We start from the raw sequence: 23,402 nt of genomic DNA on the forward strand, positions 1-23,402 counted from the left end.
GGTCCAGGGGCCACCGTCAGCCTTCCGGGCGGTGGAGGAGGCCGACGGCGATCGTGTGGACGGCGTCCAGGTCGGCCGGGTCGGTCAGTTTCGTCCGGCCGCCGGTCACCGCATACCACTCCTCGGCGTCCTTGTACTGCACGGACAGCACCGCCTCGCCCGCCTCGGACAGCTCGGTGCGCAGGGTGAGGTCGCCGGTGACGACGCCGGCCTCGTCGGTCATCACGCCGCCCGGTCCCGGCACGATGTCGGTGGTCTTGCTCATCAGCAGGTCCCCAGCATGTCGGTGAGAGCTTCCTTCTCCTTCTGCGTGATCGTCAGTTTCCAGTAGCTCTTCACCTCAATCCAGTCCTCGGCATATGTGCACCAGGCGTCCTTCGCCGGCGGCTTCCAGGTGGACGGGTCCTGGTCGCCCTTCGACCGGTTCGACGAGGCGGAGACGGCGAACAGCTGGGGCCGGTCCAGGTCGTTGGCGAAGTCGCCGCGCTCGTCGTTGGTCCATCCGTCGGCGCCGGAGCGCCAGGCGTTGGCGAGCGGAACCATGTGGTCGATGTCGACCTGGGTGGGCACGTCCAGCTTCTTGCCGTCGTACCAGCTGTCCCACGTGCCGGCGACGACGTTGCAACCGGAGAACTTGACCTTGTCACCGTCACGTTTGAGGACGGTGTCGCGGACGTCGCAGTTCTCGCCGGCATCCCGCCAGTGCGGGAACTTCTCCCGGCTGTAGCCCTTCATCGAACGGGCCTCGGCGACGGTCAGGGTGTCGAGAGCCGCAGCGCCGCCACCGGATCTCGGCGGGGCGCCGGGGTCCGGGTTGCCGGGGTCGCCGGCGGAGGTGACCTCACAACCGGCGGAGGTGATCAGAGTGACGAGGGCGGCGACGAGAACTGAGCTACGTGGGGGCACGTAGCTCAGTCTCGTACCGGATCTTGCAGTGCGCCAATCAGCGGGCGCGGTTGATCGCGCTCGTCACCGCTTTGATGGACGCGCTCACGATGTTGGCGTCGATGCCGACACCCCAGACGGTGACGTCACCGACCTCGACCTCCACATAGGCGGCCGCCTGCGCGTCGCCACCGGAGGTCAGCGCGTGCTCGTTGTAGTCCAGCACCCGGGCGGTGATCCCCAGCGGGGCGATGGCCTGCACGAACGCGTCGATCGGGCCGTTACCGACACCGACCAGCGGCCGCCGCACACCGCGGTGGAACACCTGCGCGTCGATCTCCACCTTGCCGTCGACCGTGGCGGTGCTGTAGCTCTCCAGCTTGAAGGCGGTCGTCGCCTGGTGCTCGATCAGGTACTCGGTGGCGAAGTAGTCCCACATCTGCTGCGGGGAGACCTCGCCGCCGTCGGAATCGGTGTGCTGCTGCACCACCCCGGAGAACTCGATCTGCAGCCGCCGCGGCAGGTCCAGCTTGTGCTCCTCCTTCATGATGTACGCGACGCCGCCCTTACCGGACTGCGAATTGACCCGGATGACCGCCTCGTAGGTACGACCCACGTCCTTCGGGTCGATCGGCAGGTACGGCACACCCCAGGTGAAGTCGTCGATCTCGGTGCCCGCGGCGTCGGCGTCGGCCTGGAGCGCCACGAAACCCTTCTTGATCGCGTCCTGGTGCGAGCCGGAGAACGCGGTGTAGACCAGATCGCCCGCGTACGGGTGACGCTCGTGCACCGGCAGCTGGTTGCAGTACTCGACGGTCCGCTTGATCTCGTCGATGTTCGAGAAGTCCACCTGCGGGTCGATGCCCTGCGAGAACAGGTTCAGCCCCAGCGTCACCAGGTCGACGTTGCCGGTGCGCTCGCCGTTGCCGAACAGGCAGCCCTCGATCCGGTCGGCGCCGGCCATCAGGCCCAGCTCGGCGGCCGCGACCCCGGTGCCCCGGTCGTTGTGCGGGTGCAGGCTCAGGATGACGCTGTCCCGCCGGGGCAGGTGGCGGTGCATCCACTCGATCGAGTCGGCGTACACGTTCGGCGTGGCCATCTCGACCGTGGCAGGCAGGTTGATGATCAGCGGGCGGTCCGGCGTCGGGTCGATCACGTCGATCACCGCCGAGCAGATCTCCAGCGCGTACTCCAGCTCGGTCCCCGTGTAGGACTCCGGCGAGTACTCGTAGAAGATCTCGGTGTCCGGGGTGTGGATCTCCGCATACTTCTGGCAGAGCCGGGCACCGGTCGTCGCGATGTCGGTGATGCCGTCGCGGTCCAGACCGAACACCACACGCCGTTGCAGCGTCGACGTCGAGTTGTAGAAGTGCACGATGGCGCGCTTGGCACCCCGGATCGACTCGAACGTGCGGTCGATCAGGTGCTCGCGGCACTGCACCAGCACCTGGATGGTGACGTCGTCCGGGATCAGGTCCTGCTCGATCAGCTGCCGTACGAAATCGAAGTCGGTCTGGCTCGCCGCCGGGAAGCCGACCTCGATCTCCTTGTAACCCATCTTCACCAGCAGCATGAACATCCGCCGCTTGCGTTCCGGTGACATCGGGTCGATCAGGGCCTGGTTGCCGTCACGCAGGTCGACCGCGCACCAGCGGGGCGCCTTCTCGGTCACCCGGGAGGGCCACTGCCGATCGGGCAGGCTCACCGGGAACTGCTTCTGGTACGACTCGTACCGCTGGAAAGGCATGGCGCTGGGACGCTGAGTATCAAAAACGGACATGTGGGACTGCTCCAGTCAAGAGAAAGACGAGCAGGCGGCGCGCGTCACCTCCGCGACGAGGTGCCGGCCTGGAATGGGGCCTCGTCGCGGCAGCGAAGGAGAAGAGTCACCTGCCACATGTCGCCAGCCACGTTACGTCATCGAAATCGCATCGGCTAACCGAACGCCCGGATCGTGGGAAGCCGGCAGCGGTCAGGACGGGGCGACGAGGCTCGGCACCGGCGCCGGTGGCGGGGCGGTCAACCCCATCGGCTCGCCGGCCACCTCCGGGCCCGGTAGCTGCAACGACTTCGGCCCGGCCACCTGCCGGACCAGCTTGAGCAGGCCGAAGTCCACCCGGGCCCCGGTCAGCATGCCGTCCGCGGAATAGCAGTAGATGCCGACGTCCACCGGCCGGTCCAGTGCGGCGGTCACCGAGTCGACGGCGTAACAGGAGCCCTCCACACCGGCCAGCGGCTGCACCGCGGATACCGCCAGCGGGGCCTTACGGTCGATGAAGACGGGCAGCCACTGCCGGAACAGGCGCTGCACGCGTGGGTCGTACCGCCGGGGCACCTTGTCACCGCGCTCGGCCACCCGGACGCACGTCGGGCTGACCGGCGCGCTCGGGGTGGACAGCGTGCACTGATACAGACCGGCCGGCACCCTGATGACGGTGACCCCCGCGGTGCCGCCCAGCGCACCGCCCGGGATGTCCACCCGCCACGTGCCGTCGTCGGCGACCGCGGCCACGATCTCCCGGCTGGAGCCGTCGGACTCCAGGGTGTAGAGCGCCGCGTACCGGCGGTCCAGGGCGAGCGCGGCCAGGCCGGCGAACTCGTTCCTGGCCTCGGGAGCCGGGGCGGCGGCGGACGGCGAGGCGGACGGCGGGCCGGGAGCGGGCTCCGGCGTGGCGTCGCTGACACCGCAGCCGGCCAGAACGGCCGTCAACAGCGCGACCGGCAACGCGGAGGGAAGGCGCATCGCGACATTCTCACCCCCGGACGGCACGCCGCACGCGACACGGCCGCCGATGAGTCACCGGCGTGTCGCGGTGACGTTGGCCGGATTCTGGGATCGCCTGTCGAGGCTGTGCCGCCGCGCGGCTAGTGTGGTGGCGACTGCCCTGACCGGCGTCGTTGTTCCGTATCGCCGAAGGAATGGTTTCGCCGTGGCTCTAGTGGTGCAGAAGTACGGTGGTTCGTCGGTAGCGAACGCTGAACGCATCAAGCGGGTGGCCGAGCGCATCGTCGCCGCCCGTAAGGCCGGCGACGACGTCGTGGTCGTCGTCTCCGCGATGGGCGACACCACGGATGAGCTGCTCGATCTGGCCAACCAGGTGAGCCCGCTGCCACCCGGCCGCGAGCTGGACATGCTGCTCACCGCGGGCGAGCGGATCTCGATGGCGCTGCTCGCCATGGCGATCCACAACCTGGGGTATGAGGCGCGGTCGTACACCGGATCCCAGGCCGGCGTGCTCACCACCTCGGTGCACGGCAAGGCCCGGATCATCGACGTCACCCCCGGCCGCCTGCGGACCGCGCTGGACGAGGGCGCCATCGCCATCGTCGCCGGCTTCCAGGGCGTGTCACAGGACACCAAGGACATCACGACGCTCGGCCGCGGCGGCTCGGACACCACGGCGGTCGCCCTGGCCGCGGCCCTGCACGCCGACGTCTGCGAGATCTACACCGATGTGGACGGCGTCTTCACCGCGGACCCGCGGATCGTGCCCGACGCCAAGCACATCAAGAAGATCACCTACGAGGAGATGCTGGACCTCGCCGCCGGCGGCGCGAAGGTGCTGATGTTGCGATGCGTGGAGTACGCGCGGCGTTTCAACGTCCCGATCCACGTACGCTCTTCGTACTCGAACAAAGAAGGCACGCTAGTCACCGGCTCGATGGAGGACCCTGACGTGGAGAACGCACTGATCACCGGGGTCGCGCACGAGCGCAGCGATGCCAAGATCACGATCGTCGGGGTGCCCGACGAGCCGGGCGCGGCCGGCCGCATCTTCGAGACGGTCGCCAAAGCCGAGATCAACATCGACATGATCGTGCAGAACGTGTCGACCGAGGGCACCGGGCGGACCGACATCTCGTTCACCCTGCCGAAGGCCGACGGCCAGACCGCGATGAACGCGCTCGACAAGATCAAGGGCGACGTCAAGTTCAAGAGCCTGCTCTTCGACGACCACATCGGCAAGGTCTCGCTGGTCGGTGCGGGCATGCGCTCGCACCCCGGTGTCGCCGCCGAGTTCTTCGCCACCATCGGTGCCGCCGGCGTCAACATCGAGATGATCTCCACCTCGGAGATCCGGGTGTCGGTCGTCTGCCGCGACACCGACCTCGACACCGCGGTGCGTGCCGTGCACGCCGCGTTCGAGCTCGGTAGCAACGAGGAAGCCGTCGTCTACGGCGGTACAGGCCGGTAACCCGAGCGATGGCGCAGCCCACGCTCGCCGTCGTCGGAGCCACCGGCTCCGTCGGTTCCGTCATGCTCGAATTGCTCTCGTCCCGGCGCAACGTCTGGGGCGAGATCCGCCTGCTCGCCTCGGCCCGGTCCGCCGGCAAGTCGCTGACCTGCCGCGGCGAGCGTCTCGAGGTGCACGAGCTGACCCCCGGCGCCTTCGACGGCGTCGACGTGGCGATGTTCGACGTCCCCGACGCGGTGTCCGAGCAGTGGGCGCCGATCGCCGTCGGCCGCGGCACCGTCGTCGTCGACAACTCGTCGGCCTTCCGCATGCGACCCGACGTGCCTCTGGTGGTGCCCGAGGTCAACCGCGAGGACGCCGCCCACCGCCCGGCCGGCATCGTGTCCAGCGCCAACTGCACCGTCGCCGCGATGATCATCGCGCTGGCACCGCTCCACTACGAGTACGGTCTGCGCGAACTCGTCCTGGCCTCCTACCAGTCCGCGTCCGGCGCCGGCCAGGTCGGCATCGACACCCTGCACGACCAGCTCACCAAGGTCGCCGGCGACCGCCTGCTCGGCTCCCGCCCCGGCAACGTGCGCCAGGCCGTCGGCGACGACCTCGGCCCCTTCCCGGCCCCGCTCGCACTCAACGTGGTGCCCTGGTCCGGCGACTTCGCGGACAACGGCTGGTCGTCGGAGGAGATGAAACTCCGCAACGAGTCCCGCAAGATTCTCGCCCTGCCGGCCCTCAAGGTCTCCGCCACGTGCGTACGCGTCCCGGTCGTCACCGGCCACTCGGTCGCCGTGCACGCCGTCTTCGCCTCCGAGGTCACCGCCGACGGCGCCCGCCAGGTGCTGCGCAACGCCCCCGGCGTCATCCTCGTCGACGACCCGGAAGCCGGCGAATTCCCGATGCCGATCGACGCCGTCGGCACCGACCCGTCATGGGTCGGCCGCATCCGCCGCGCTATGGACGACCCGCGGGCGCTCTCCCTCTTCATCACCGGCGACAACATGCGCAAGGGCGCGGCCCTCAACACGGTCCAGATCGCCGAACTGATCGCCACCGAAATCGCCAAACGCACCCCCTGACCCCCCGTCCGCGTCGCGGCGTACTCCGTCCCGCCCGGCAGCCGGTGTCTTCCGGTTCGTGGGGCCTTTCCTTCCACCCGGTAGCCGTCCACGGCCCGGCAGGCGCTCCCTGCTGCGTGGCGACGCCTTTCTTGTACGCGCCGGCCCGTCCCGCCGAACCAGCCCGTCCCCGGGCTACCACGCGAGGTCCCCGGTGGTCCGGACCGCAGCGCGCCCGCCGGGCGGAAGCCCGGGGTCACCGTTCTGGGGCGCGCCCGATCGAGGTCGGTCACCGTTTCATCCGGCTGGTCGTCACCGCTGTCTCACCGCGCTGGAAGCAGCGGTGACTCCCAGCCACGAAGATCGAATGCCCCTACCGGAGTCAAGACCGCGCGCCGTGGGCGGCCGTGCCGGTCCAGGGCTCGCGAGCGCACACGGTGGATAACGCCGGCTGGTGCTCACCGCTGTATCGAGGATCGTGGGACAGCGGTGGCGGCCAGCCAAGAAGATCGGCGGCCACCGGCATGCGCCGAGAAGCGGCGTCGTGGGCGCCTACCAGCGTGAGCCCTCAGGAGCGGCGGAAGGGTTGGTGACCCCTTCGTGAGTGCCTGCCGTGCGGGGTCGTGTGTGTGGAGTGCCTGCCGTGCAGGGCTGCGGGTGGGGAACGCCTGCGGTGCGCGACCGTTGGGTGGGGAGCGCCTGCGCGGCGGGGCCGGGGACAGCGTCTGCCGTGGGTGGGGTGCGGTGGTGGGGAAGGCCCACCGGGCTGTGCGGCACCGCCCGGTGGGGTGACCGTCGAACGGAGGGCCGTCAGGCGGCGGCGTCGAGGTCGGCTCGGGTCAGGAGCGCGCGCAGCGTGATGCCTTCGGCGGCGAGGGCCTGGGAGCCGCCCTCCTGACGGTCGATGACGCAGAGCGCGTGGTCCACGTGGGCGCCGAGTTTGCGCAGGTCGCCGGTGGAGAGGACGACCTGGCCGCCGGAGGTGACGACGTCCTCGACGATCAGGACGCGGCGGCCGGCCACCTCGGCACCTTCGGCTAGGCGGGCGGTGCCGTACTTCTTGGCCTGCTTGCGGACGAACGCGGTGGGCAGTTTCGCGTGCCGGGCGAGCGCGGTGACCACGGCGATGCCGCCCATCTCCAGGCCGGCGAGAACCTCGGTGCCCTCGGGGATGAGGACGGCGAGGCGTTCGGCCAGCTGGTCGAGCAGGACCGGGTCGGCCTCGAACTGGTACTTGTCGAAGTATTCGGTGGCGGTGCGGCCGGAGCGGAGCGTGAACTCGCCGGTGAGGCGGCTCACGCTGCGGACCTTGCGGGCGAGGTCGATGGAGTCAGTCACAAGGTCTCACCTTGTCAGGTTGGCCGGACCCGCCGAACGGCACCCCTGCTTCCGCTCCGGTGCCCTCGGTCCCGGCTCACGGGCCACCCGGACGACACCGGCCCGCGATCTCGCCTGGCGCGCCGGTGAAGACCGCTCCAGCCGACGGTGCGGCGCTCATCGAGCCCGGCTCCCGGCAATCGGGCAGCACGGCGCTTATTGAGCTCGGCTGCTGGCGATCGGGCAGCACGGCGCTCATCGAGCTGAGCCCGCCGATCGGGCAGCACGGCGCTCATCGAGCTCAGCTGCCGGCGATCGGGCAGCACGCCCCGCGTCGGTGGAACGGGGCTCGCGAAGGGCTCGAAACGGTCACCCATTGGCGTACTTGATCTCCGCCCTAGCGCAAAGTATGCCTGTCTAGGGTAATTTTCGCCTAATTAGTGGCTTGTGCCCCGGAAGGATAGTTCTGTGACGCCCTTCGCGATGCTCTTCCTGCTCGCTCTCGCCGGATCGTCCTGCTTCGCCCTCGGCCGTGCTCTGGGGCGTGGTGAACGCTACGAACGCGGCTACCGCGAGGGCTTCCGCGACGGCGAGACCGGCTCCCTGGCCCGCGCGACCAGACTCATGCAGCTCAACGAGCGTCCCTCCATCGCACCGGTCGTGGAGTCGATGATCGGCCCGTACGCGGTACCCCAACAGATGGCCCCTCGCACGGTCGGCCCACAGTTGGCCCTCTGATGCGTTGATCACTCGGGTGGGGATCACGCGGGCCGACTGCCGGCCGGGACAGGCGACGTGGGTAGATGTAGCCCTGCTCGGCAAGACTCGCGACGCAATGATCGATATCGCCGATCGGCCGGATGTCAGTCCCTGATCTCGGCGGTTTTGAGTCGTGCTGTCAGGCCGCCGATTCCGGATGAGGGGTTCTTGCGCCAGGCTTCGGGCATGTTCTCGACTTCTTCGTAGGCCCCGACAACGGTCGCTCCGGTTGCGGTCGCGCTCTCGAAGAGCAGTCCTTGGGGATGGGGCTGGATGAGGCGGGCACCGGCCGGTCGTCCCGCGTCGTCGTCGAGGAGCCGTCCACCGGGAGGTGCCGCCTCGGGGGCGGGCTCACCGAACACCAGGACCTTAGTGCCGGCCGGGATGGCCCTGGTGAAGTCCGCGATGGTGGCGCAGGGCACGTCGCCGGCGCAGGTGGGTTGCGGGAGTTCCACGTAGGCGAAGCCGTCACCGTCACGCGTTCCCTTGAAGGTCTCGCTCAGGGAAACCTTCATGACCACGTGTTTCTCCTCGAGGCCGGGGCTGGAGACCACACGACCCTGCGAGAAGCCCTCGACATCGCCGGTGAATACCGCCGTGGTGCCCTTCGTCCCCGCCAGCTCCTCCGGGCTCTCGAACACCATGTAGTCGTATTCGCTTCCTCGGAATACCGAGGTGTCGATCTTTCCTGCCGGCGTGGCGGACGCAGTTCCCTCCTGCGCGGGAGCCGCGGTGTCCGTCGTCGAGGATGTGCAGGCTCCGGTGGACAGTCCGGCGAACACGGCAATGGCAAGAATCTTGAGGGACTTCGACATGCTGTTCACCTCGAAAGATCGGCTCCCGGAGGCCGCTGACCGGGCCGTCGGGCGCCACCGCCGACGTGGATGCGACAGGTCCGTTGAATGCGGCGTAGTGCGGGCTGCCAGCAGTATGTCCGAGTTCGTGGCGAGCCGTCCGCGGTAGCCCAAGGATGGCGGAGGGAATCAGAGGGGAACAATGCCGCTGGCGAGCCATCCCTGGAGGGCCCAGAAACAGTTCAGGGCCGGATCTCCGTTTCCGGAGACCGGCCCTCACCTGCTGCAACTGTGGTCGGGGTGGCGGGATTTGAACCCACGGCCTCTTCGTCCCGAACGAAGCGCGCTACCAAGCTGCGCCACACCCCGCTGCTGCGAGATAAATACTAGCGGAGGCCCAGGGGGCCTCCACAACCGGTATCCCCGAAAGGCAAACCCACAGCTCAGCGGGGAATCAGGGTGAGTAGGGAGGCCTCCGGGCGGCAGGCGAAGCGGATCGGCGCGGTGGGGTGGGTGCCCAGGCCGGCCGAGACGTGCAGCCAGGCGTCGGAGCCGGGCCAGCGGTGCAGGCCCTTCGCCATCGAGGTGGGCAGGTCGCAGTTGGTGGTGAGGGCGCCCACGCCGGGTACGCAGACCTGGCCGCCGTGGGTGTGGCCGGCCAGCAGGAGGGCGAAACCGTCGGCGGCCATCGCGTCGAGGACCCGGGAGGCGGGGGTGTGGGTGACGCCGAGGTGCAGGTCGGCGCCGGCACTGATCGGGCCGGCCACGGACGGGTAGTCGTCGCGTTCGATGTGCGGGTCGTCGACGCCGGCCAGCTCGATCGAGCGGCCGCCGGCCTTGAGGACGGTCCGTGCGTTGTTGAGGTCCGCCCAGCCGGCGTCGATCAGGGCGGCGCGCAGTTCGTCGGCGGGCAGGTCGACGCCCTGGACGTACTCCCGGTCGGGCATCAGGTATTGGATCGGGTTCTTCCAGACCGGGCCGCGGTAGTCGTTGGAGCCGAAGACGAACGCGCCGGGCACGCCGAGGAGCGGGTCGAGGGCGCGCAGGACGCCGGGGAGCGACTCCGGGTCGGCCATGTTGTCGCCGGTGACGATCACCAGGTCCGGGTCGGCGCCACCGAGGCCGGCCACCCATTCCTGCTTGCGTCGCTGGTCGGGCATCATGTGCAGGTCGGAGAGGTGCAGGATGCGCAGCGGTTCCGCGTCCGGTTCGAGCACCGGGACGTCGAAGCGCCGGAGGGTGAACATGTTGCGCTCGACGAGGGCGGCATAGGCGAGCGTCGCGGCGCCGGCGGCGGAGAGAGCGGCGAAGGCGGAAATAAGGGAGCGCTTACGCATGCCCGCAAGGGTAGTTTCTCCGCCATGGGAACGTTGAAAGACCGCCTGAACGAGGACCTGCACACGGCCATGAAGGCCCGGGACGAGCTGATCACGTCGACGCTGCGGATGGCCCTGTCCGCCGTCCGGATCGCTGAGGTCGACGGTGACGAGGCCCGTGAGCTCTCCGACGACGAGGTGCTGGCCGTCCTCACCAAGGAGGCGAAGAAGCGTCGCGAGGCGGCGGCCGCCTTCTCCGGCGCGGGGCGCGCCGACCAGGCGGCCAAGGAGACGGCCGAGGGTGAGGTCCTCGACCGCTACCTGCCGAAGCAGCTCACCGACGCCGAGATCGCCGAGATCGTGGCCGGGGCGCTGGCGGCCGGCGGATTCACCGGCAAGGCGCAGATGGGCCCGGCGATGAAGGCGGCGCAGGCCGCCGTGGCGGGGCGTGCGGAGGGCGGCCGGGTCGCCGCCGAGGTGCGGCGCCGGCTCGTCTGACGAAAAACCTTTCCAGGGGTACGGAAAACGGGCGGGAGATTCGATCTCCCGCCCGTTTCCGGTGCTGTGGCTAGTTGGGCCTACCCGGTCCACCCGGTCCGCCCGGTGGGCCGCTGTTGCCCGGTGTGGGCACCTGTGTGGTCGGCTTGCCGTTACTGATCTGGAGGACCACCGCGCCGCCGCGGATCGTCCGGCCGGACGGGTCGGTGCCGGCGACGGTGCCGGCCGGGCAGTCGGAGTCGACCTCGGCGCCCTTCGACACGTGGAAGCCCAGGTCCTCGAGGCGGTTGGTGGCCGACGAGACGGAGTCGCATTCCACGTTCGGGATCGAGCGCTGCTCACCGAAGATGATCTTCGAGCTCTTCGGCTTCTTGAACTGCGCCTTCTCCCGGTCCTTCATGTACTCCTTGACGGTGTACTGAACGGTCGGGTTGATGATGCCGTGCTTCATCTGGTCCCGGTGGTCCGGCCAGTCCGGGTTGGCCATGTAGCCCGCCACGACGATCTTCGTGGTGCCGACGACCAGCGAGGCGGTCTTCTCCGCGTCGGTGGTGCCGGACTTGCCGAAGACCGGGTGGCCCACGATGCCGCGGGTGTCCGGGGCGGTGGCGCCGTTGCAGGAACCGAGCTGGGCCGAGTCGCCGACCGGGCAGCGTGCCGCGTCCAGGGCGGCCCGGGCCACGTCCGTGGTGGTGGCCTGGTTGCAGAACGGCTTGCCGACGTCGATCTTCTGGCCGTCCTGCGTGCTGATCTGCTCGATCGGGGTGGGCGAGCAGTATTTGCCGTCGCCGGCCAGGGTCGCGTACGCGTTCGCAATGTCGAGCGGGGTGGAGGCCGACACGCCGAGCGAGAAGGCGCCCCACTGCTTCGCCGAGGCGGGGTCGTTCGCGAACTTCGCGTCCGGGTCGGGAACGCGGAACTGGACGCCGAAGCGCTTGGCCACCGCGACGACCTTGTCGGCGCCGACCCGCTCCTGGAGCGGGATGAAGTACGTGTTGATCGAGTTCGCGAACGCGGACCACATGTTGTACATCTTTCCGCCGCCGCCACCCGCGTTCTTCGGGCAGTAGAAGTGCCCGTTACAGGTCGCCGGGCCGGGGCCCACGATGTAGCCGGAGACGTACTGTTTCTCCGCCATGATCGGGTAACTCAGCGGATAGTTGTTCTCCAGGGCCGCGATGATCGGGAAGATCTTGAACACCGAGCCGGACTGGTAACCGGTGATGTCGCCGCCACCGCTCATCAGCGGGTTCGTCGTGTTGGGGTGGGTGCCCCGGATGCCCTCCCTGGCCTTCCTCGGGTCGGAGGAGACCTTGTTCTGCGGGTTGTCCGGGTCGTCGAGCTTGAACTTGCGGTTCGTCGCGAGCAGGCGCACCTTGCCGCTGGCCGGCTCGATACCGGCCAGCAGCAGCGCGTTCTGGCTGTTGTCCGACTGGCGCTCGGAGATCTCCCGGCGGGCGCCCGCCTGGCCCTTGAGGTCGAGGGTGGTGACCACCCGGTAGCCGCCGCTCTTGAGGCGCCGCTCCCGGTCGTAGGTGGTCGCACCGAACGACTCCTGCTCCAGCCACCAGCGGTAGAAGAAGTCGCAGAAGAAGCCCCAGTTGTTCTTCGCCACCCAGGCGCAGCCACGGCCGACCTGCTTGACCTTGGTGGGGACCGCCTGCTTCTTGGCCTTCTCGGCGTCCGCCGCGGTGACCACGCCCATCTCGACCATGGCCGGGATGATGTAGTTGTTGCGGCGGTCGGTGATCAGCTCATGGCCGCTCGGCGTGGTGGGGTTGAAGCTGCTCGGCGCCTTCACCATGCCGGCGAGCATGGCCGACTCGGCGACGGAAAGGTCCTTCGGCTTCTTGTTGAAGTAGACGTGACTCGCGGCGAAGATGCCGTAGGTCTGGTTTCCGAACGGCGCGATGTTGAGGTAGCGCTCCAGGATCTGGTCCTTGGAGAGCTGCTTCGAGATCTGCAGCGCGTACTTCATTTCGGTGATCTTGCGCTTCGGGCTGTCCTCGGTGGCGTCGATCACCTCCTGCGGGTTGGTGGCCGAGTAGGCCAGCGACATCCGCACGTACTGCATGGTGAGAGTCGAGGCGCCCTGCTGTGCGCCGCCCTGGTTGTTGCTCACGAACGCACGCGCGACGCCTTTGAGGTCGACGCCGTTGTGTTCGTAGAACTTGCGGTCCTCCGCGGCCAGGATGGCGGCCTGCATGTTCTTCGAGATGTCCTTCAGCGGAACGTCGCTGCGGAACTCGTCGTAGAACACCGCGATCTGGGTCTTGCCGTCCGAGGCGTAGACCCGGGTGATCTGCGGGGAGCTGAATTCCTTGAGCTCACTGGGCAGACCCGCGAACGTCTGGCCGCCGGCTTTCGCCGCCAGCCCGGTCATCGCCGCGGCCGGGAACGCCGCGGCTGCCACCACTACGCCGGCCAGTAGGCCGCAGACCAGTAGTGAGGTCGCGTTGGTGAAGATGTTGTGATCGCGTCTGCGAAACCAGGAGGTCACCCGAGCAGGGTACGCGAAGCATGCACGCGACCGCCCGTCGGAAAGGACGACTCCGCCCGATACGAGTGTGACCTGTCACCCTTCACGGCGGACCGTTTTCCCGCTTCTGCACCAAAGATACCCCCGTTCGGCCCCCCTGACTTTGCCGGTATGCCCGGAACTACCGGCCTATACGTATTTGAGGGACAACGTTGCGTAATCACCCAACTACAGAGCATGATGGTGCGGCGAGACACGGACGCCGATGCGGCACGGGGGAACAGGGGCCGCCCGGCGTCAGGGGGTGAAACAAGGGGGGACGTTTACCGTGGGGATGATCAGCGACTGGCCCAGCATGGCGGCATGTCAGAGTGGCGACCCTGACGCGCTGTTCGTGCAGGGCGCCGAGCAGAACGTGGCGAAGAGGATCTGCCGCAGCTGCCCGGTCCGCTACGAGTGCCTCGCCGACGCCCTGGACAACCGTATCGAGTTCGGCGTCTGGGGAGGCATGACGGAACGGGAACGGCGAGCCCTGCTCCGCCGTCACCCGCATGTGGCGAGCTGGCGGAAGATGTTCGAGGCCGCACTGCGGGAGAAGGGCGCCGACAAGGTGCTCGTCTCCACCCGCTGATCAGGCGGGGCCCGCCTGATCAGCGAACCTGGTGATCAGGCGAGCAACGCTCCGATCGTTCGCAGCCCGTCGACGTCGTGGACGTCGGCGGGCTGCGCTGCGACCGACGTGGTCGGCACCGAGGGGAACGCCCCGGTGAAGCCGGTCGCCACGCCGGCCTCCCGCTCGGCCTGGCGCAGCAGCGCGGCGTGGATCCGCAGCACGTCCGCGGTCACCTGCTGGTCGCCCGTCTCGTCCAGCCGGTCGGCGGCGGCCTCACTGTCCGCGGCACTCAGCCCGGCCGGCTCGATGGGGTGCATCCGGTTCAGTACCAGGCCGGCCAGCGGCATCCGCTCGGCCACCAGCCGCTCCGCGAAATACGCCGCCTCCCGGATCGCGTCCCGCTCGGGGGCGGCGACCAGCAGGAACGCGGTCTGCGGGTCCTGGAGGATCCGGTACGTCTGATCGGCCCGCTGCCGGAACCCGCCGAACATCGAGTCCAGCGCCGCGACGAAGCCGGACAGGTCGGTCAGCAGCTGCGCACCCAGGACTTTCTGTACGGTCTTGGAGAAGAGCCCGAACGACGCGGTGACCAGGCTGAACACGCTGCGGCCGCCGGTCCGGGCCGGAGCCAGGAGCATCCGCAGCATCCGGCCGTCGAGGAAACGGGACAGCCGGGCCGGCGCGTCCAGGAAGTCCAGCGCCGACCGGGACGGCGGGGTGTCCACCACGATCAGGTCCCACTGGTCACCGGCCCGCAGCTGGCCCAGTTTCTCCATCGCCATGTACTCCTGAGTGCCGGCGAAGGTCGAGCTCATTGCCTGGTAGAAGGGGTTGGCGAAGATCTCCGCGGCGCGCTTCGGGGTGGTGTGCTGCTCGACCACCTCGTCGAAGGTGCGCTTCATGTCCAGCATCATGGCGTGCAACTCGCCACCGGTCCGCTCGGTGTCGATGCCCTTGACATGCCGGGGCGTGTTGTCCAGCTCGGTCAGGCCCATCGACTGGGCGAGCCGCCGGGCCGGGTCGATGGTCAGCACCACCGTGCGGCGGCCGTGCACCTCGGCGGCCCGCAGGCCGAGGGCGGCGGCCGTGGTCGTCTTGCCCACTCCGCCGGCCCCGCAGCAGACCACGATGCGGATGGACGGGTCGGACAGCAGACCGTCGACGTCGAGCCGTGGAGCCGTCAATTCAGCCACCGTTTCAGGGTAGTGCGTCTTGATCGGAGGTCGCCCGGATCACGCTCGCATGAGGAGCGCCGCCAGCTCACCCAGAGCGGCGCGGTCCACGCCGTCCGGCAGCAGCGGCAGCTCGACCATCGGCCGGTCGAGCTCGGCCAGTTCCAGTCGCAGTGACTCCTCCAGCTCGCGCCGGGTCAGGTGCGCCTGGGCCTCGGTGGTCAGCCGGCTCACCGTGGCCGTGGCCGCCGGAAGGCCGGCCGCGGTCAGCCCCCGTTTGATCTCCGCCTTCGTCACCTTCCCGCCGGCCAGCAGCGGGGGACGTGCGCCGTTCACCACCACCCGGCCCACCGGGATGTGCAGCGCGGTCAGCTCGGCGATCGCGTCCAGCGTCTCCTGGACCGGCATCTCCTCGAGCAGGGTGACCACGTGCACCGCGGTCATCGGCGAGCGCAGCAACGACGCCACGCCCTCGCTCTGCGTCTTGATCGGGCCCACCTTGACCAGCCGGGCGGTCTCCTCGGTCACGTTCAGGAAGCGGCCCACCCGGCCGGTCGGCGGTGCGTCCAGCACCACCGCGTCGTAGACCCGGCTGCCGTCGCGCGACCGCGTGGTCGCCTCCTTCACCTTGCCGGTGAGAAGAACGTCACGCAGACCCGGGGCGATCGTGGTGGCGAAGTCGATGGCGCCGACCTTGCGCAGCGCCCGCCCGGCCGCGCCGAGCTTGTAGAACATGTCGAGATACTCGAGGAGGGCCTCCTCGGGGTCCACGGCCAGCGCCCGGACCTCACCGCCGCCGGTCGTCTGCGCGACCCGCCGCTCCGCGTAGGGCAGCGGCTCCAGCCCGAACAACTGGGCGATGCCCTGCCGGCCCTCCACCTCGACGAGAAGCGTGCGCCGGCCACCGGCCGCCAGACCCAGCGCCAGAGCCGCTGCCACGGTGCTCTTACCGGTGCCGCCCTTGCCGGTCACCACGTGCAGCCGCTCCGGCCAGTTGCGGTGTTCGCCCATACGTCCCACGTTACGGGCACGTGTCAGCCGGACGGGCATCCGTCAGCCTGCGACCTCGCACACCAGCCAGCCGGTCTTGCGTACGACGGTGAAACGCAGATCCTGGGCGGCGGCCTTCTCGTCCTCGGTCGACATCATCACGCGGACGTCGACCCGGGCCCGTTCCTCGTCCCGATCGGTCACCGCCGGCTCGTCCCAGCGGAAGACCGGGCCCTGATATCCGTCCGCGTACGAGCTGATCTGCTCCACCCGGGTGGCCAGTCTCGCCTCGTCCCGGGACTTGCTGCAGACCAGATCACGCGCGGCGGCCGGGTCCTGCTGGGTGTAGACCGCGGTGAGGAACCGGTTGACCGCGGTGGTCGGGTCCGGCGAGCCGGGGTTGTCGGCGTCCCGGAGCAGGTAGTACGCCGAGACCGCGCCGCCGCCGCAGAGGGCCAGGGTGGCCACGAACGCCATCGAGAGGAACATCGTCGCGCGGCGGCGCGGGTCGCTTCCGGACGGCAGCCGGCCGATCGGCGGGCCCATCCAGATCGGTTCCGGCTGCGGCTGGATCTCCGCGGGCGGCGAGTGCTGGTACGCCAGGTGCTCCGGGGGCGGATGCCGCCACTCGCCGGGTTTCTCGTGCTGGGCGTGCCAGGGCCCGGCCGGCGGCGGCTGGTGCCACACCGGGGTGGGCGGGATCACCTCGGCCGACACCACCGGATGTTCGGCGGTGTCGACGTCCGGTGGCGGCCCGCCCGCGATCGGCATCATCTCGGCGGTGTGTTCCAGCGAAGCGGGCCGGCCCGGCGAAGCAGGGTGATCCGGCGAAGCGGGATGACCGGACCCGGCCTGCTCCCAGGCGGCGACGTGTGGCGGTTCGGGCGGGACCGGATCGTCCGGCGGCATCGGCGGGGGTGGTTCCGGCTCCGGTGACGGCGGTGGTTCCGGATGCCCGCCCGGCTCATTCCGTGCGTTCTGCGTCATGTCACCCTCCGCTCATTGCACTAAGTGATGGCATGTGCGCGCTGCGTACACGACTCCGCTCAGCCTAGCCAACCGGCCGGTCGCCCGGGTCCTAAGCTGTGCCGGTATCCGACGAACAGGAGAGCGCAAGCCATGCAGAAGTGGGAGTACGTGACCGTGCCCCTGCTGGTCCACGCGACCAAGCAGATCCTCGACAACTGGGGCGAGGACGGCTGGGAGCTCGTCCAGGTCGTCCCGGGGCCCAACCCGGAGCAGCTCGTCGCCTACCTGAAGCGGCCCAAGTCGTGACCACGCCCGCCCCGATCGCGGGTGACGGCGCCGTCGACGCCTACGCCAGGCTCACCGAGCTGGGGCTGACCCTGCCGACGGTGGTGGCGCCGGTCGGGTCGTATGTGCCGGCGGTCCAGTCCGGCAACTACGTCTACACCTCCGGCCAGCTGCCGTTCGTCGACGGCAAGCTGCCGCAGACCGGCAAGGTCGGCGCCGAGGTCAGTGTGGAGGAGGCGGCCGGTCTGGCCCGGCTGTGCGCCCTCAACGCGCTCGCCGCGATCGACGCCCTGGTCGGGCTCGGCCGGGTCGTGAAGATCGTCAAGGTGGTCGGCTTCGTCGCGTCGGCACCCGGCTTCACCGGTCATCCGGCCGTGGTCAACGGTGCGTCCGACCTGTTCGGCGCGGTTCTCGGCGAGCAGGGCCGGCACGCCCGCAGCGCGGTCGGCGTCGCCGAACTGCCGCTGGGCGCCCCGGTCGAGGTCGAGGTCATCGCCGAAGTGGCGTGATCTTGCGGTGATTCGAGCGTATTTGCTCACCGATGGTGACCGGATCGGACATCGTGTCTCGGTCATCGTCGCCGGGCCGACGTACGATTCGGGTCATGGGGGCTGCTGAGCCCGAGTCGGCCGAGGTCGACCGGCTACCGGGTTGGGTGACGCTGCTGCTGGCGCCCAACCCGGGGCCGATGACGCTGGACGGCACCAACACCTGGATCGTGCGGGCGCCCGGCGCCGAGCGGGCCACCGTCGTCGACCCCGGGCCCCTGGACGAGGGCCATCTGCGCCGGATCGCCGAGCACGGCCCGATCGAGCGCATTCTGATCACACACGGTCATCATGACCATGTCGAGGGTGCCGCCCGCCTCTCCGAGTTGCTCGGCGGGGCCCCGGTGCGGGCCGGCTCACCGGTCCACTGCCTGGGTGGTGAGCCTTTCGACCCGCACGAGTCCCTGGACGGGAACGGGCTGGAAATACGGGTGATGGAGACTCCGGGTCACACCAGCGACTCGGTGTCCTTTCTCGTCGAGTGTGGGAACGATCGCGCCATGTTCACCGGTGACACCATGCTCGGGCGGGGCACCACGGTGGTGGCCCCACCCGACGGCGATCTGGGGGCCTACCTGGACAGCCTGGAGCTGCTCAGTGCGTACCCCGAGGTGTTGATGTTGCCCGGCCACGGACCGGCCCGCGGCGACACCGCCGAGCGTGCCCGCTTCTATCTGGGGCATCGCCGGGAGCGGCTGGCGCAGGTGAGGGCCGCCATGGCGGCCGGAGCGGAGACCCCCGGCGCCGTCGTCGACCTGGTCTATCCGGACCTGGATCCGGCGCTGCGGTTCGCCGCCGAGTGGTCCGCGGCGGCGCAGATCGAGTATCTGCGCCGGGAGCAGCCGTGACCTGCCCCGTCTGCGGGACCGTCCCGGTTCCGGGCGCCCGTTTCTGTCATCACTGCGGTGCCGGGCTGCCGGCCGCCGCCCTGCTGCCGGCCGCCGAGCGGCGCATCGTCACGGTTCTCTTCGGCGACCTCTCCGACTTCACCTCGTTCTCCGAGGACCTCGACCCGGAACGGGTCGGTGCGGTGACCGACCGGGTGCTGGCCTCGCTGGCCGGGGCGGTCAAGACCTTCGGCGGGCACGTCGACAAGCTGACCGGCGACGGCATCATGGCGGTCTTCGGCGCCCCGGTGGCCCATGAGGACGACGCCGAGCGCGCGGTCCGGGCCGCCCTGAGCATGCAGCGTGCCGTCCGCCGGGTGCTCGACGACGAGCGCGGCGGCGGCGCCCCGCTCGGGCTGCGCGTCGGGCTGAACACCGGCGAGGTGGTCGCCGGCGTACAGGCCGGCATCGAGTACACGGTCATCGGCGACACGGTGAACACCGCGGCCCGGCTGGCCGACGCCGCCGCGGTCGGCACGGTCTATGCCGGCGAGCGGACCAGTGGGGGTACCCGGCACGTCGCCTCCTGGCGACAGCTGCGGCCGCTGCGCCTCAAGGGCAAACGGGAGCCGGTTCCGACGTACGAGCTGCTCGGTCTGCATGATGCTCCGGGCACCCGCTCCGGCCTCGGTGACGAGGCGCCGTTCGTCGGCCGTGAGGCCGAACTGGGCCGGTTCTCCGGCCGGCTCGGCGAGGCGATCGACACCGGCGTTCCCAAGATCCTGGTGATGACCGCCGAGGCGGGTATCGGCAAGTCCCGGTTCGCCGGCGAGGTCAAGCGCCTGGCCACCGGCTATTCCGGGCATGCCGCCCGGGTGCTGCGGGTGCGCTGCCGGGCCTTCGGCGAGCGCCGGCGGTACGCGCCGCTCGCCGACCTGGTCCGCAAGGCGGCCGGCATGCCCAAGGACGTCGCGACCACGGTCGCGCGCACGGTCGCCGACGAGCGGCTGCGCAAACTGGCCGGCCGGCTCAACGTCACGCTCGACAACGACCGGCTGCTGGTGCTGCTCGGTTACGGCGAGGCCCCGGACCGTACGGTCGGCCCGACCGCGCCCACCGACCGCCCGGCCACCGCCCGCCGCATCGACGCCGAGGCCATCTCGATCGCCGTCGCCGACCTGCTCAACGCGCTCGCCGCCGAGGAGCCGCTGGTGGTGATCGTGGATGACCTGCACGACGCCACCGACACCACACTGGAGGCGATCGGCCTCACGCTGAACCAGCTGGACGGCCCGGTCGTGGCGCTGCTGCTCGGCCGGCCCGAGCTGGTGCGGACGGCCGGCGCGATGACCCGCCTCGCCGACGCCGAGGTGCACAGTCTGCCCCCGCTGCGCGGCGCCGACGCGTCCCGGCTGCTCACCTCCTATCTGCACGGTGGCAAGCTGCCCCCGGCCGACAGTGACCGGCTGCTCGCCACCGCCCAGGGCAACCCGTTCTACCTGGCCGAGATGGTCACCCTGCTGATGGAGCGGGGCGCGCTAACCCCGGCGGTCGGGGCCAACGCGGCCGGCCGGTGGCAGCTGGCCGCCGGATCGCTCGGCAGCCGGCTGCTCTCCCGCGACCTGGCCGCGGTCCTCGCCGCCCGGATCGACGCACTCTCCCCGGAGCCGCGATCGGTGCTGCGGGACGCCTCGGTGGCCGGGGCGACCGTGCCCAGCGGCGTGCTGGAGGCGCTCCAGGAGCGCCGGGCGGTCGCCGACACCCGGCCGGGTGTGGTGGTCGCGGTCGAACTCGAACGCGCCGTCGACGAACTGCTCCAGCGCCGGATGCTGCACCGGTCGCGGTCCGGCGGCTACCAGTTCAGCACCCCGCTGATGCGGGAGGCGGCGTACGCCGGGATCGGCAAGGGCGACCTGGCCGAGCGGCACGCCTACCTGGCCTCCTGGGCGGCGCCGGAGAGTGTGCCACAGCCCGGCCACGACGGTGCGGTCCGGCTCAACCTGACCGGCGGCGAGCGGGACGCGTTCATCGCCCTGCACGCCGAGCATGCGGTCGAACTGGCCGACGCGGTGCGGCTGCGGCCGGACGCGCCGGCCCGCGAGGTCGCCCCGCTCGGCGTCGCGGCGCTCGGCCGGCTGGCCCGGCGGGCCCTGGCCGACATCGAGCCGGCCGCCGCCATCGAGTATGCGGAGCGCGCGACCGTCCTGGCCAAGGGCGACCTCCCGCTGCCCGACCAGCTGGTGCTGGCCCGCGCGCAGCTGCGCCTGGGCCGGGCCGAGGAGGCGCTGGCCCTGGGCGAGAAGATCGCCGTGGCCGCCGCCGAGGAACCGGTCTGCCGGGCCGAGGCGATGATCGTGGTGGGCCGGGCCTACGAGGCGCTCGGCGACACCGGCCGGGCGGTGGCCTCCTGGCAGGAGGCCCTCGACGTGGCGACCGAGGCCCAGCTGCTGCCGGAGCGCGCGAACGCGATGCGCCGGCTCGGCATGGCCGACTTCCTGAACGGGCGGCTCAGCCAGGCGAGCAGCCGGTTCGCGGCGGCATACCAGGTGACGCTCGCGGCCGGGGACCGGCACGGGCAGGCCTGGGCGCTGCAGAGCCTGGCCTGGGTGACCACCACCCGCGGAGACTTCGCCGGCACCGACGCGGTGCTGGGCCGGGCCGCACGGCTCTTCGCCGAGCTCGGTGACCCGGTCGGCCGGGCCTGGCTGCGCGGCACCACGGCGTTCGCCCGGCTGCTGGCCGGCCGGTTGCAGGAGGCACGCAGGCTGGCCCGGCTCTTCCTGCCGTTCGGTGACCGGGTCGGCGAGGGCTGGGCGGTCGGCACGCTGCGGGTCGTCGAGGCGTACGCGGCGGCCGAACTCGGCGATCTCGGGGCGGCCGACGGTCAGGCACGCCGGGCGTACCGGGAGTTCCTGGAGGTCTCCGACGACTGGGGCTGTGGTCTCGCGCTGGTGGTGCGCGGCGCGATCGCGCGCGGGCTGGGCGAATGGGACCACGCCACCGATCTGCTCACCGACGCCCTGGGTTATGCCGACCGCACCGGGCATCCGCTGCTGCTGGGCATGGCCGGGACACTGCGCGGGTTCGTCGCCCTGCAACGGGGCGACCTGGAGACGGCCGAGGCCGACGCGCGCCGGGTGATGACCGCGGTCGAGCCGCACAACCCGCTGGCGCCCGCCCAGGTGGGGCCGCGGGTGCTGCTGGCCGAGGCGCGGACCAGGTCGGGTGACGCGGCGACCGCGGTCGGGCTGCTCGCGCCGATCGCCAGTGACACGTCGACGCCGTCGCTGCTCTTCTCCCGGCGGCACGCGCTGGCGTCGTACGCTTCGGCGCTGCTCGCCCAGGGCCGGGTGGACACGGCGCTCACCTGGATCGAGCGGGCCGCCGCCGCACCGGCCGAGGACGTCCGCAGCGGTGTGATCTGCGCCATGGTCCGGGCCCGTGTGCTGGCCGCCGCCGATCGTTGCGAGGAGGCAAGGACCGCGGCCGAGGAAGCGGTCCGACTGGCCCACTCGACCGAGCAGGCCAGCGAGCGGGCGGCCGCCGAGGAGCTGCGGAAAACCCTTGCGGTGACGGTCGTCGAGGAAACTGTCGCGTACGCGTCTGACGTGCCCGGATGATCTTCGCTCGGCCTGGCGTATTTTCTATTCCGTGACGGAGACTCCGCCTGGCGCCCTGCCCGTACCCTACGTGCCAGGCATGTCCGGATTGTCGGTCATGGCGCGCGGTGGTTATGCCACCGTGTATCGCGCCACTCAGGATTCGGTCGGGCGTGACGTCGCCATCAAGATGGAGAACCGGACCCTCGACAACGCCCGCGATCAGGCCCGCTTCCTCCGGGAGGCGCGGGCGGCCGGGCGCATGTCGTCGCACCCGCACGTGGTCGACCTGTTCGACGTGGGCGTCACGGTCGACCAGCACCCCTACCTGATCATGGAGTTGTGCGACGGGTCGTACCTCGACCGTATGCGGGTGGCGCCGCTGAACGCCGTCGAGGCCCGCGACGTCGGCATCAAGATCGCTGACGCGCTGGTGCACTCACACGCCAACGGGGTGCTGCACCGCGACGTCAAGCCGGCCAACATCCTCTACTCCGAATTCAACGCGGCCGTCCTCGCCGACTTCGGCCTCGCCGTGCTCGGCGAGATGCGCGACTCGTCGGTGACCCTGGAAGTGCTCACCCCGGCCTACGCCCCGCCGGAGATGTTCCGCCACGACACCCCGTCCGGCGCCGCCGACGTCTACGCGCTCTGCGCCACCCTCTACGCGGTGATGAGCGGCCGCCCGCCGCGCTGGGCGACCAACCGCAGTCCCAGCCTGCTTACCCTGATGGACCTCTTCCACCAGCCGATCCCGGACCTGCCGTCGGCCCCGCGGGCGCTGACCGACGTGCTCCGTTACGGGATGAACAACGACCCCGCCTCCCGGCCCACCGCCGAGGAGTTGCGCGACCTGCTCAACAACCTGCACCTGGACCCGAGCACACCGCAGCCGCCGCCGACCGTCTACCGCTCGACGTCGACGTCGACGAACCACGTGCCACCACCGCGACCACGGCCGATCCCGCCGAGCACGCCCACGCTCGACGAGACCCCGACGGTGCAGCACGCTCCGGGCCGCAAGGGCTTCTTCCAGAAATGGTTCGGCGGCTGAGACACGCACCCGGGGCGCGGACCGGCGGACCGGCCCACGCCCCGCGTGA

The 23,402-nt window shown here is 70.3% G+C and carries 19 protein-coding genes, 1 tRNA gene and 2 pseudogenes; 10 read left to right on the forward strand and 12 right to left on the reverse strand.

Annotated elements, in window-relative coordinates; genetic code table 11:
* Positions 1 to 16 precede the first annotated feature (16 nt).
* From BC793_RS21395 to BC793_RS21410, 4 genes and pseudogenes are all read right to left on the reverse strand, one after another.
* Positions 17 to 259, reverse strand: a pseudogene (locus tag BC793_RS21395) (hypothetical protein); the annotation flags it as partial.
* Between the two features lie 5 nt (positions 260 to 264).
* Positions 265 to 906: an HNH endonuclease family protein gene (locus tag BC793_RS21400; RefSeq protein WP_170167257.1), complete on the reverse strand. Its 642-nt coding sequence runs from the start codon at positions 904 to 906 to the stop codon at positions 265 to 267.
* A gap of 37 nt (positions 907 to 943) precedes the next feature.
* Positions 944 to 2,632 carry a 2-isopropylmalate synthase gene (leuA, locus tag BC793_RS21405; RefSeq protein WP_373871244.1) on the reverse strand — a complete coding sequence of 563 codons (1,689 nt, stop codon included), beginning with the start codon at positions 2,630 to 2,632 and terminating at the stop codon, positions 944 to 946.
* Positions 2,633 to 2,857: 225 nt separating this feature from the next.
* On the reverse strand, positions 2,858 to 3,628 hold the full coding sequence (locus BC793_RS21410; RefSeq protein WP_109595248.1) for a hypothetical protein: 771 nt from the start codon (positions 3,626 to 3,628) through the stop codon (positions 2,858 to 2,860).
* Between the two features lie 187 nt (positions 3,629 to 3,815).
* On the opposite strand from BC793_RS21410, the gene BC793_RS21415 reads away from it, so the two are divergent.
* Positions 3,816 to 5,081, forward strand: coding sequence for an aspartate kinase (locus BC793_RS21415; RefSeq protein WP_093619389.1), 1,266 nt, complete (start codon positions 3,816 to 3,818; stop codon positions 5,079 to 5,081).
* Between the two features lie 8 nt (positions 5,082 to 5,089).
* Positions 5,090 to 6,154, forward strand: coding sequence for an aspartate-semialdehyde dehydrogenase (locus BC793_RS21420; protein WP_109594937.1), 1,065 nt, complete (start codon positions 5,090 to 5,092; stop codon positions 6,152 to 6,154).
* Between the two features lie 789 nt (positions 6,155 to 6,943).
* On the opposite strand, the gene pyrE is transcribed toward BC793_RS21420, so the two are convergent.
* Entirely contained in the window at positions 6,944 to 7,471 is a 528-nt protein-coding gene (pyrE, locus tag BC793_RS21425; RefSeq protein ID WP_109594939.1) for an orotate phosphoribosyltransferase, read from the reverse strand.
* Between the two features lie 447 nt (positions 7,472 to 7,918).
* On the opposite strand from pyrE, the gene BC793_RS21430 reads away from it, so the two are divergent.
* Positions 7,919 to 8,188, forward strand: coding sequence for a hypothetical protein (locus tag BC793_RS21430; protein WP_109594941.1), 270 nt, complete (start codon positions 7,919 to 7,921; stop codon positions 8,186 to 8,188).
* A 125-nt stretch (positions 8,189 to 8,313) separates the two neighbouring features.
* Here the strand turns inward: BC793_RS21430 and BC793_RS21435 are convergent, their stop codons facing one another.
* From BC793_RS21435 to BC793_RS21445, 3 genes are all read right to left on the reverse strand, one after another.
* Complete coding sequence (locus BC793_RS21435; RefSeq protein WP_146246381.1) at positions 8,314 to 9,024, reverse strand: hypothetical protein; 711 nt, start codon at positions 9,022 to 9,024, stop codon at positions 8,314 to 8,316.
* Positions 9,025 to 9,295: 271 nt separating this feature from the next.
* Positions 9,296 to 9,372 (reverse strand) — tRNA-Pro (locus tag BC793_RS21440).
* A 74-nt stretch (positions 9,373 to 9,446) separates the two neighbouring features.
* A complete protein-coding gene (locus BC793_RS21445) occupies positions 9,447 to 10,340 on the reverse strand; it encodes a metallophosphoesterase (protein WP_109594945.1) in 894 nt (297 codons plus the stop codon).
* Between the two features lie 24 nt (positions 10,341 to 10,364).
* On the opposite strand from BC793_RS21445, the gene BC793_RS21450 reads away from it, so the two are divergent.
* Positions 10,365 to 10,817 (forward strand): GatB/YqeY domain-containing protein, encoded by a 453-nt coding sequence (locus tag BC793_RS21450; RefSeq protein WP_109594947.1) that lies wholly within the window; start codon positions 10,365 to 10,367, stop codon positions 10,815 to 10,817.
* 70 nt (positions 10,818 to 10,887) lie between these two features.
* Here BC793_RS21450 and BC793_RS21455 read toward each other — a convergent pair whose 3' ends face one another.
* Positions 10,888 to 13,317 carry a transglycosylase domain-containing protein gene (locus BC793_RS21455; protein ID WP_109594949.1) on the reverse strand — a complete coding sequence of 810 codons (2,430 nt, stop codon included), beginning with the start codon at positions 13,315 to 13,317 and terminating at the stop codon, positions 10,888 to 10,890.
* A 307-nt stretch (positions 13,318 to 13,624) separates the two neighbouring features.
* Here BC793_RS21455 and BC793_RS21460 point away from each other — a divergent pair, with 307 nt between their 5' ends.
* Positions 13,625 to 13,927 (forward strand): WhiB family transcriptional regulator, encoded by a 303-nt coding sequence (locus tag BC793_RS21460; protein WP_041832981.1) that lies wholly within the window; start codon positions 13,625 to 13,627, stop codon positions 13,925 to 13,927.
* A 35-nt stretch (positions 13,928 to 13,962) separates the two neighbouring features.
* Here the strand turns inward: BC793_RS21460 and bagB are convergent, their stop codons facing one another.
* Genes bagB through BC793_RS21475 form a run of 3 tightly spaced genes read right to left on the reverse strand, consistent with a single transcriptional unit; the run spans position 13,963 to position 17,058 of the window.
* Positions 13,963 to 15,093 carry an ArsA family ATPase gene (gene bagB, locus BC793_RS21465; protein ID WP_203896333.1) on the reverse strand — a complete coding sequence of 377 codons (1,131 nt, stop codon included), beginning with the start codon at positions 15,091 to 15,093 and terminating at the stop codon, positions 13,963 to 13,965.
* 48 nt (positions 15,094 to 15,141) lie between these two features.
* Positions 15,142 to 16,092, reverse strand: coding sequence for an ATPase BagA (gene bagA, locus BC793_RS21470; RefSeq protein WP_109594953.1), 951 nt, complete (start codon positions 16,090 to 16,092; stop codon positions 15,142 to 15,144).
* Positions 16,093 to 16,134: 42 nt separating this feature from the next.
* Positions 16,135 to 17,058 carry an Rv0361 family membrane protein gene (locus BC793_RS21475; RefSeq protein ID WP_146246382.1) on the reverse strand — a complete coding sequence of 308 codons (924 nt, stop codon included), beginning with the start codon at positions 17,056 to 17,058 and terminating at the stop codon, positions 16,135 to 16,137.
* A 132-nt stretch (positions 17,059 to 17,190) separates the two neighbouring features.
* Between BC793_RS21475 and sp36 the strand changes: the two genes are divergently transcribed.
* The 5 genes and pseudogenes from sp36 to BC793_RS21500 form a co-directional block, all read left to right on the forward strand.
* Positions 17,191 to 17,346 (forward strand): Sp36 family protein, encoded by a 156-nt coding sequence (gene sp36 / locus BC793_RS21480; RefSeq protein ID WP_093619400.1) that lies wholly within the window; start codon positions 17,191 to 17,193, stop codon positions 17,344 to 17,346.
* The gene (locus BC793_RS21485) at positions 17,343 to 17,834 is read left to right on the forward strand and encodes a RidA family protein (protein ID WP_109594957.1); all 492 of its coding nucleotides are present in this window, start codon (positions 17,343 to 17,345) and stop codon (positions 17,832 to 17,834) included. Before sp36 ends, BC793_RS21485 begins: the two co-directional genes overlap by 4 nt.
* Positions 17,835 to 17,929: 95 nt before the next feature.
* Complete coding sequence (locus BC793_RS21490; RefSeq protein ID WP_109594959.1) at positions 17,930 to 18,721, forward strand: MBL fold metallo-hydrolase; 792 nt, start codon at positions 17,930 to 17,932, stop codon at positions 18,719 to 18,721.
* The gene (locus tag BC793_RS21495; protein WP_109594961.1) at positions 18,718 to 22,320 is read left to right on the forward strand and encodes an adenylate/guanylate cyclase domain-containing protein; all 3,603 of its coding nucleotides are present in this window, start codon (positions 18,718 to 18,720) and stop codon (positions 22,318 to 22,320) included. Before BC793_RS21490 ends, BC793_RS21495 begins: the two co-directional genes overlap by 4 nt.
* A 31-nt stretch (positions 22,321 to 22,351) precedes the next feature.
* Positions 22,352 to 23,350: pseudogene (locus BC793_RS21500) on the forward strand (serine/threonine-protein kinase); the annotation flags it as partial.
* Positions 23,351 to 23,402 lie beyond the last annotated feature (52 nt).

The organism is Actinoplanes xinjiangensis (assembly GCF_003148685.1).
In the GTDB taxonomy this organism is placed as follows: Bacteria; Actinomycetota; Actinomycetes; order Mycobacteriales; family Micromonosporaceae; genus Actinoplanes; species Actinoplanes xinjiangensis.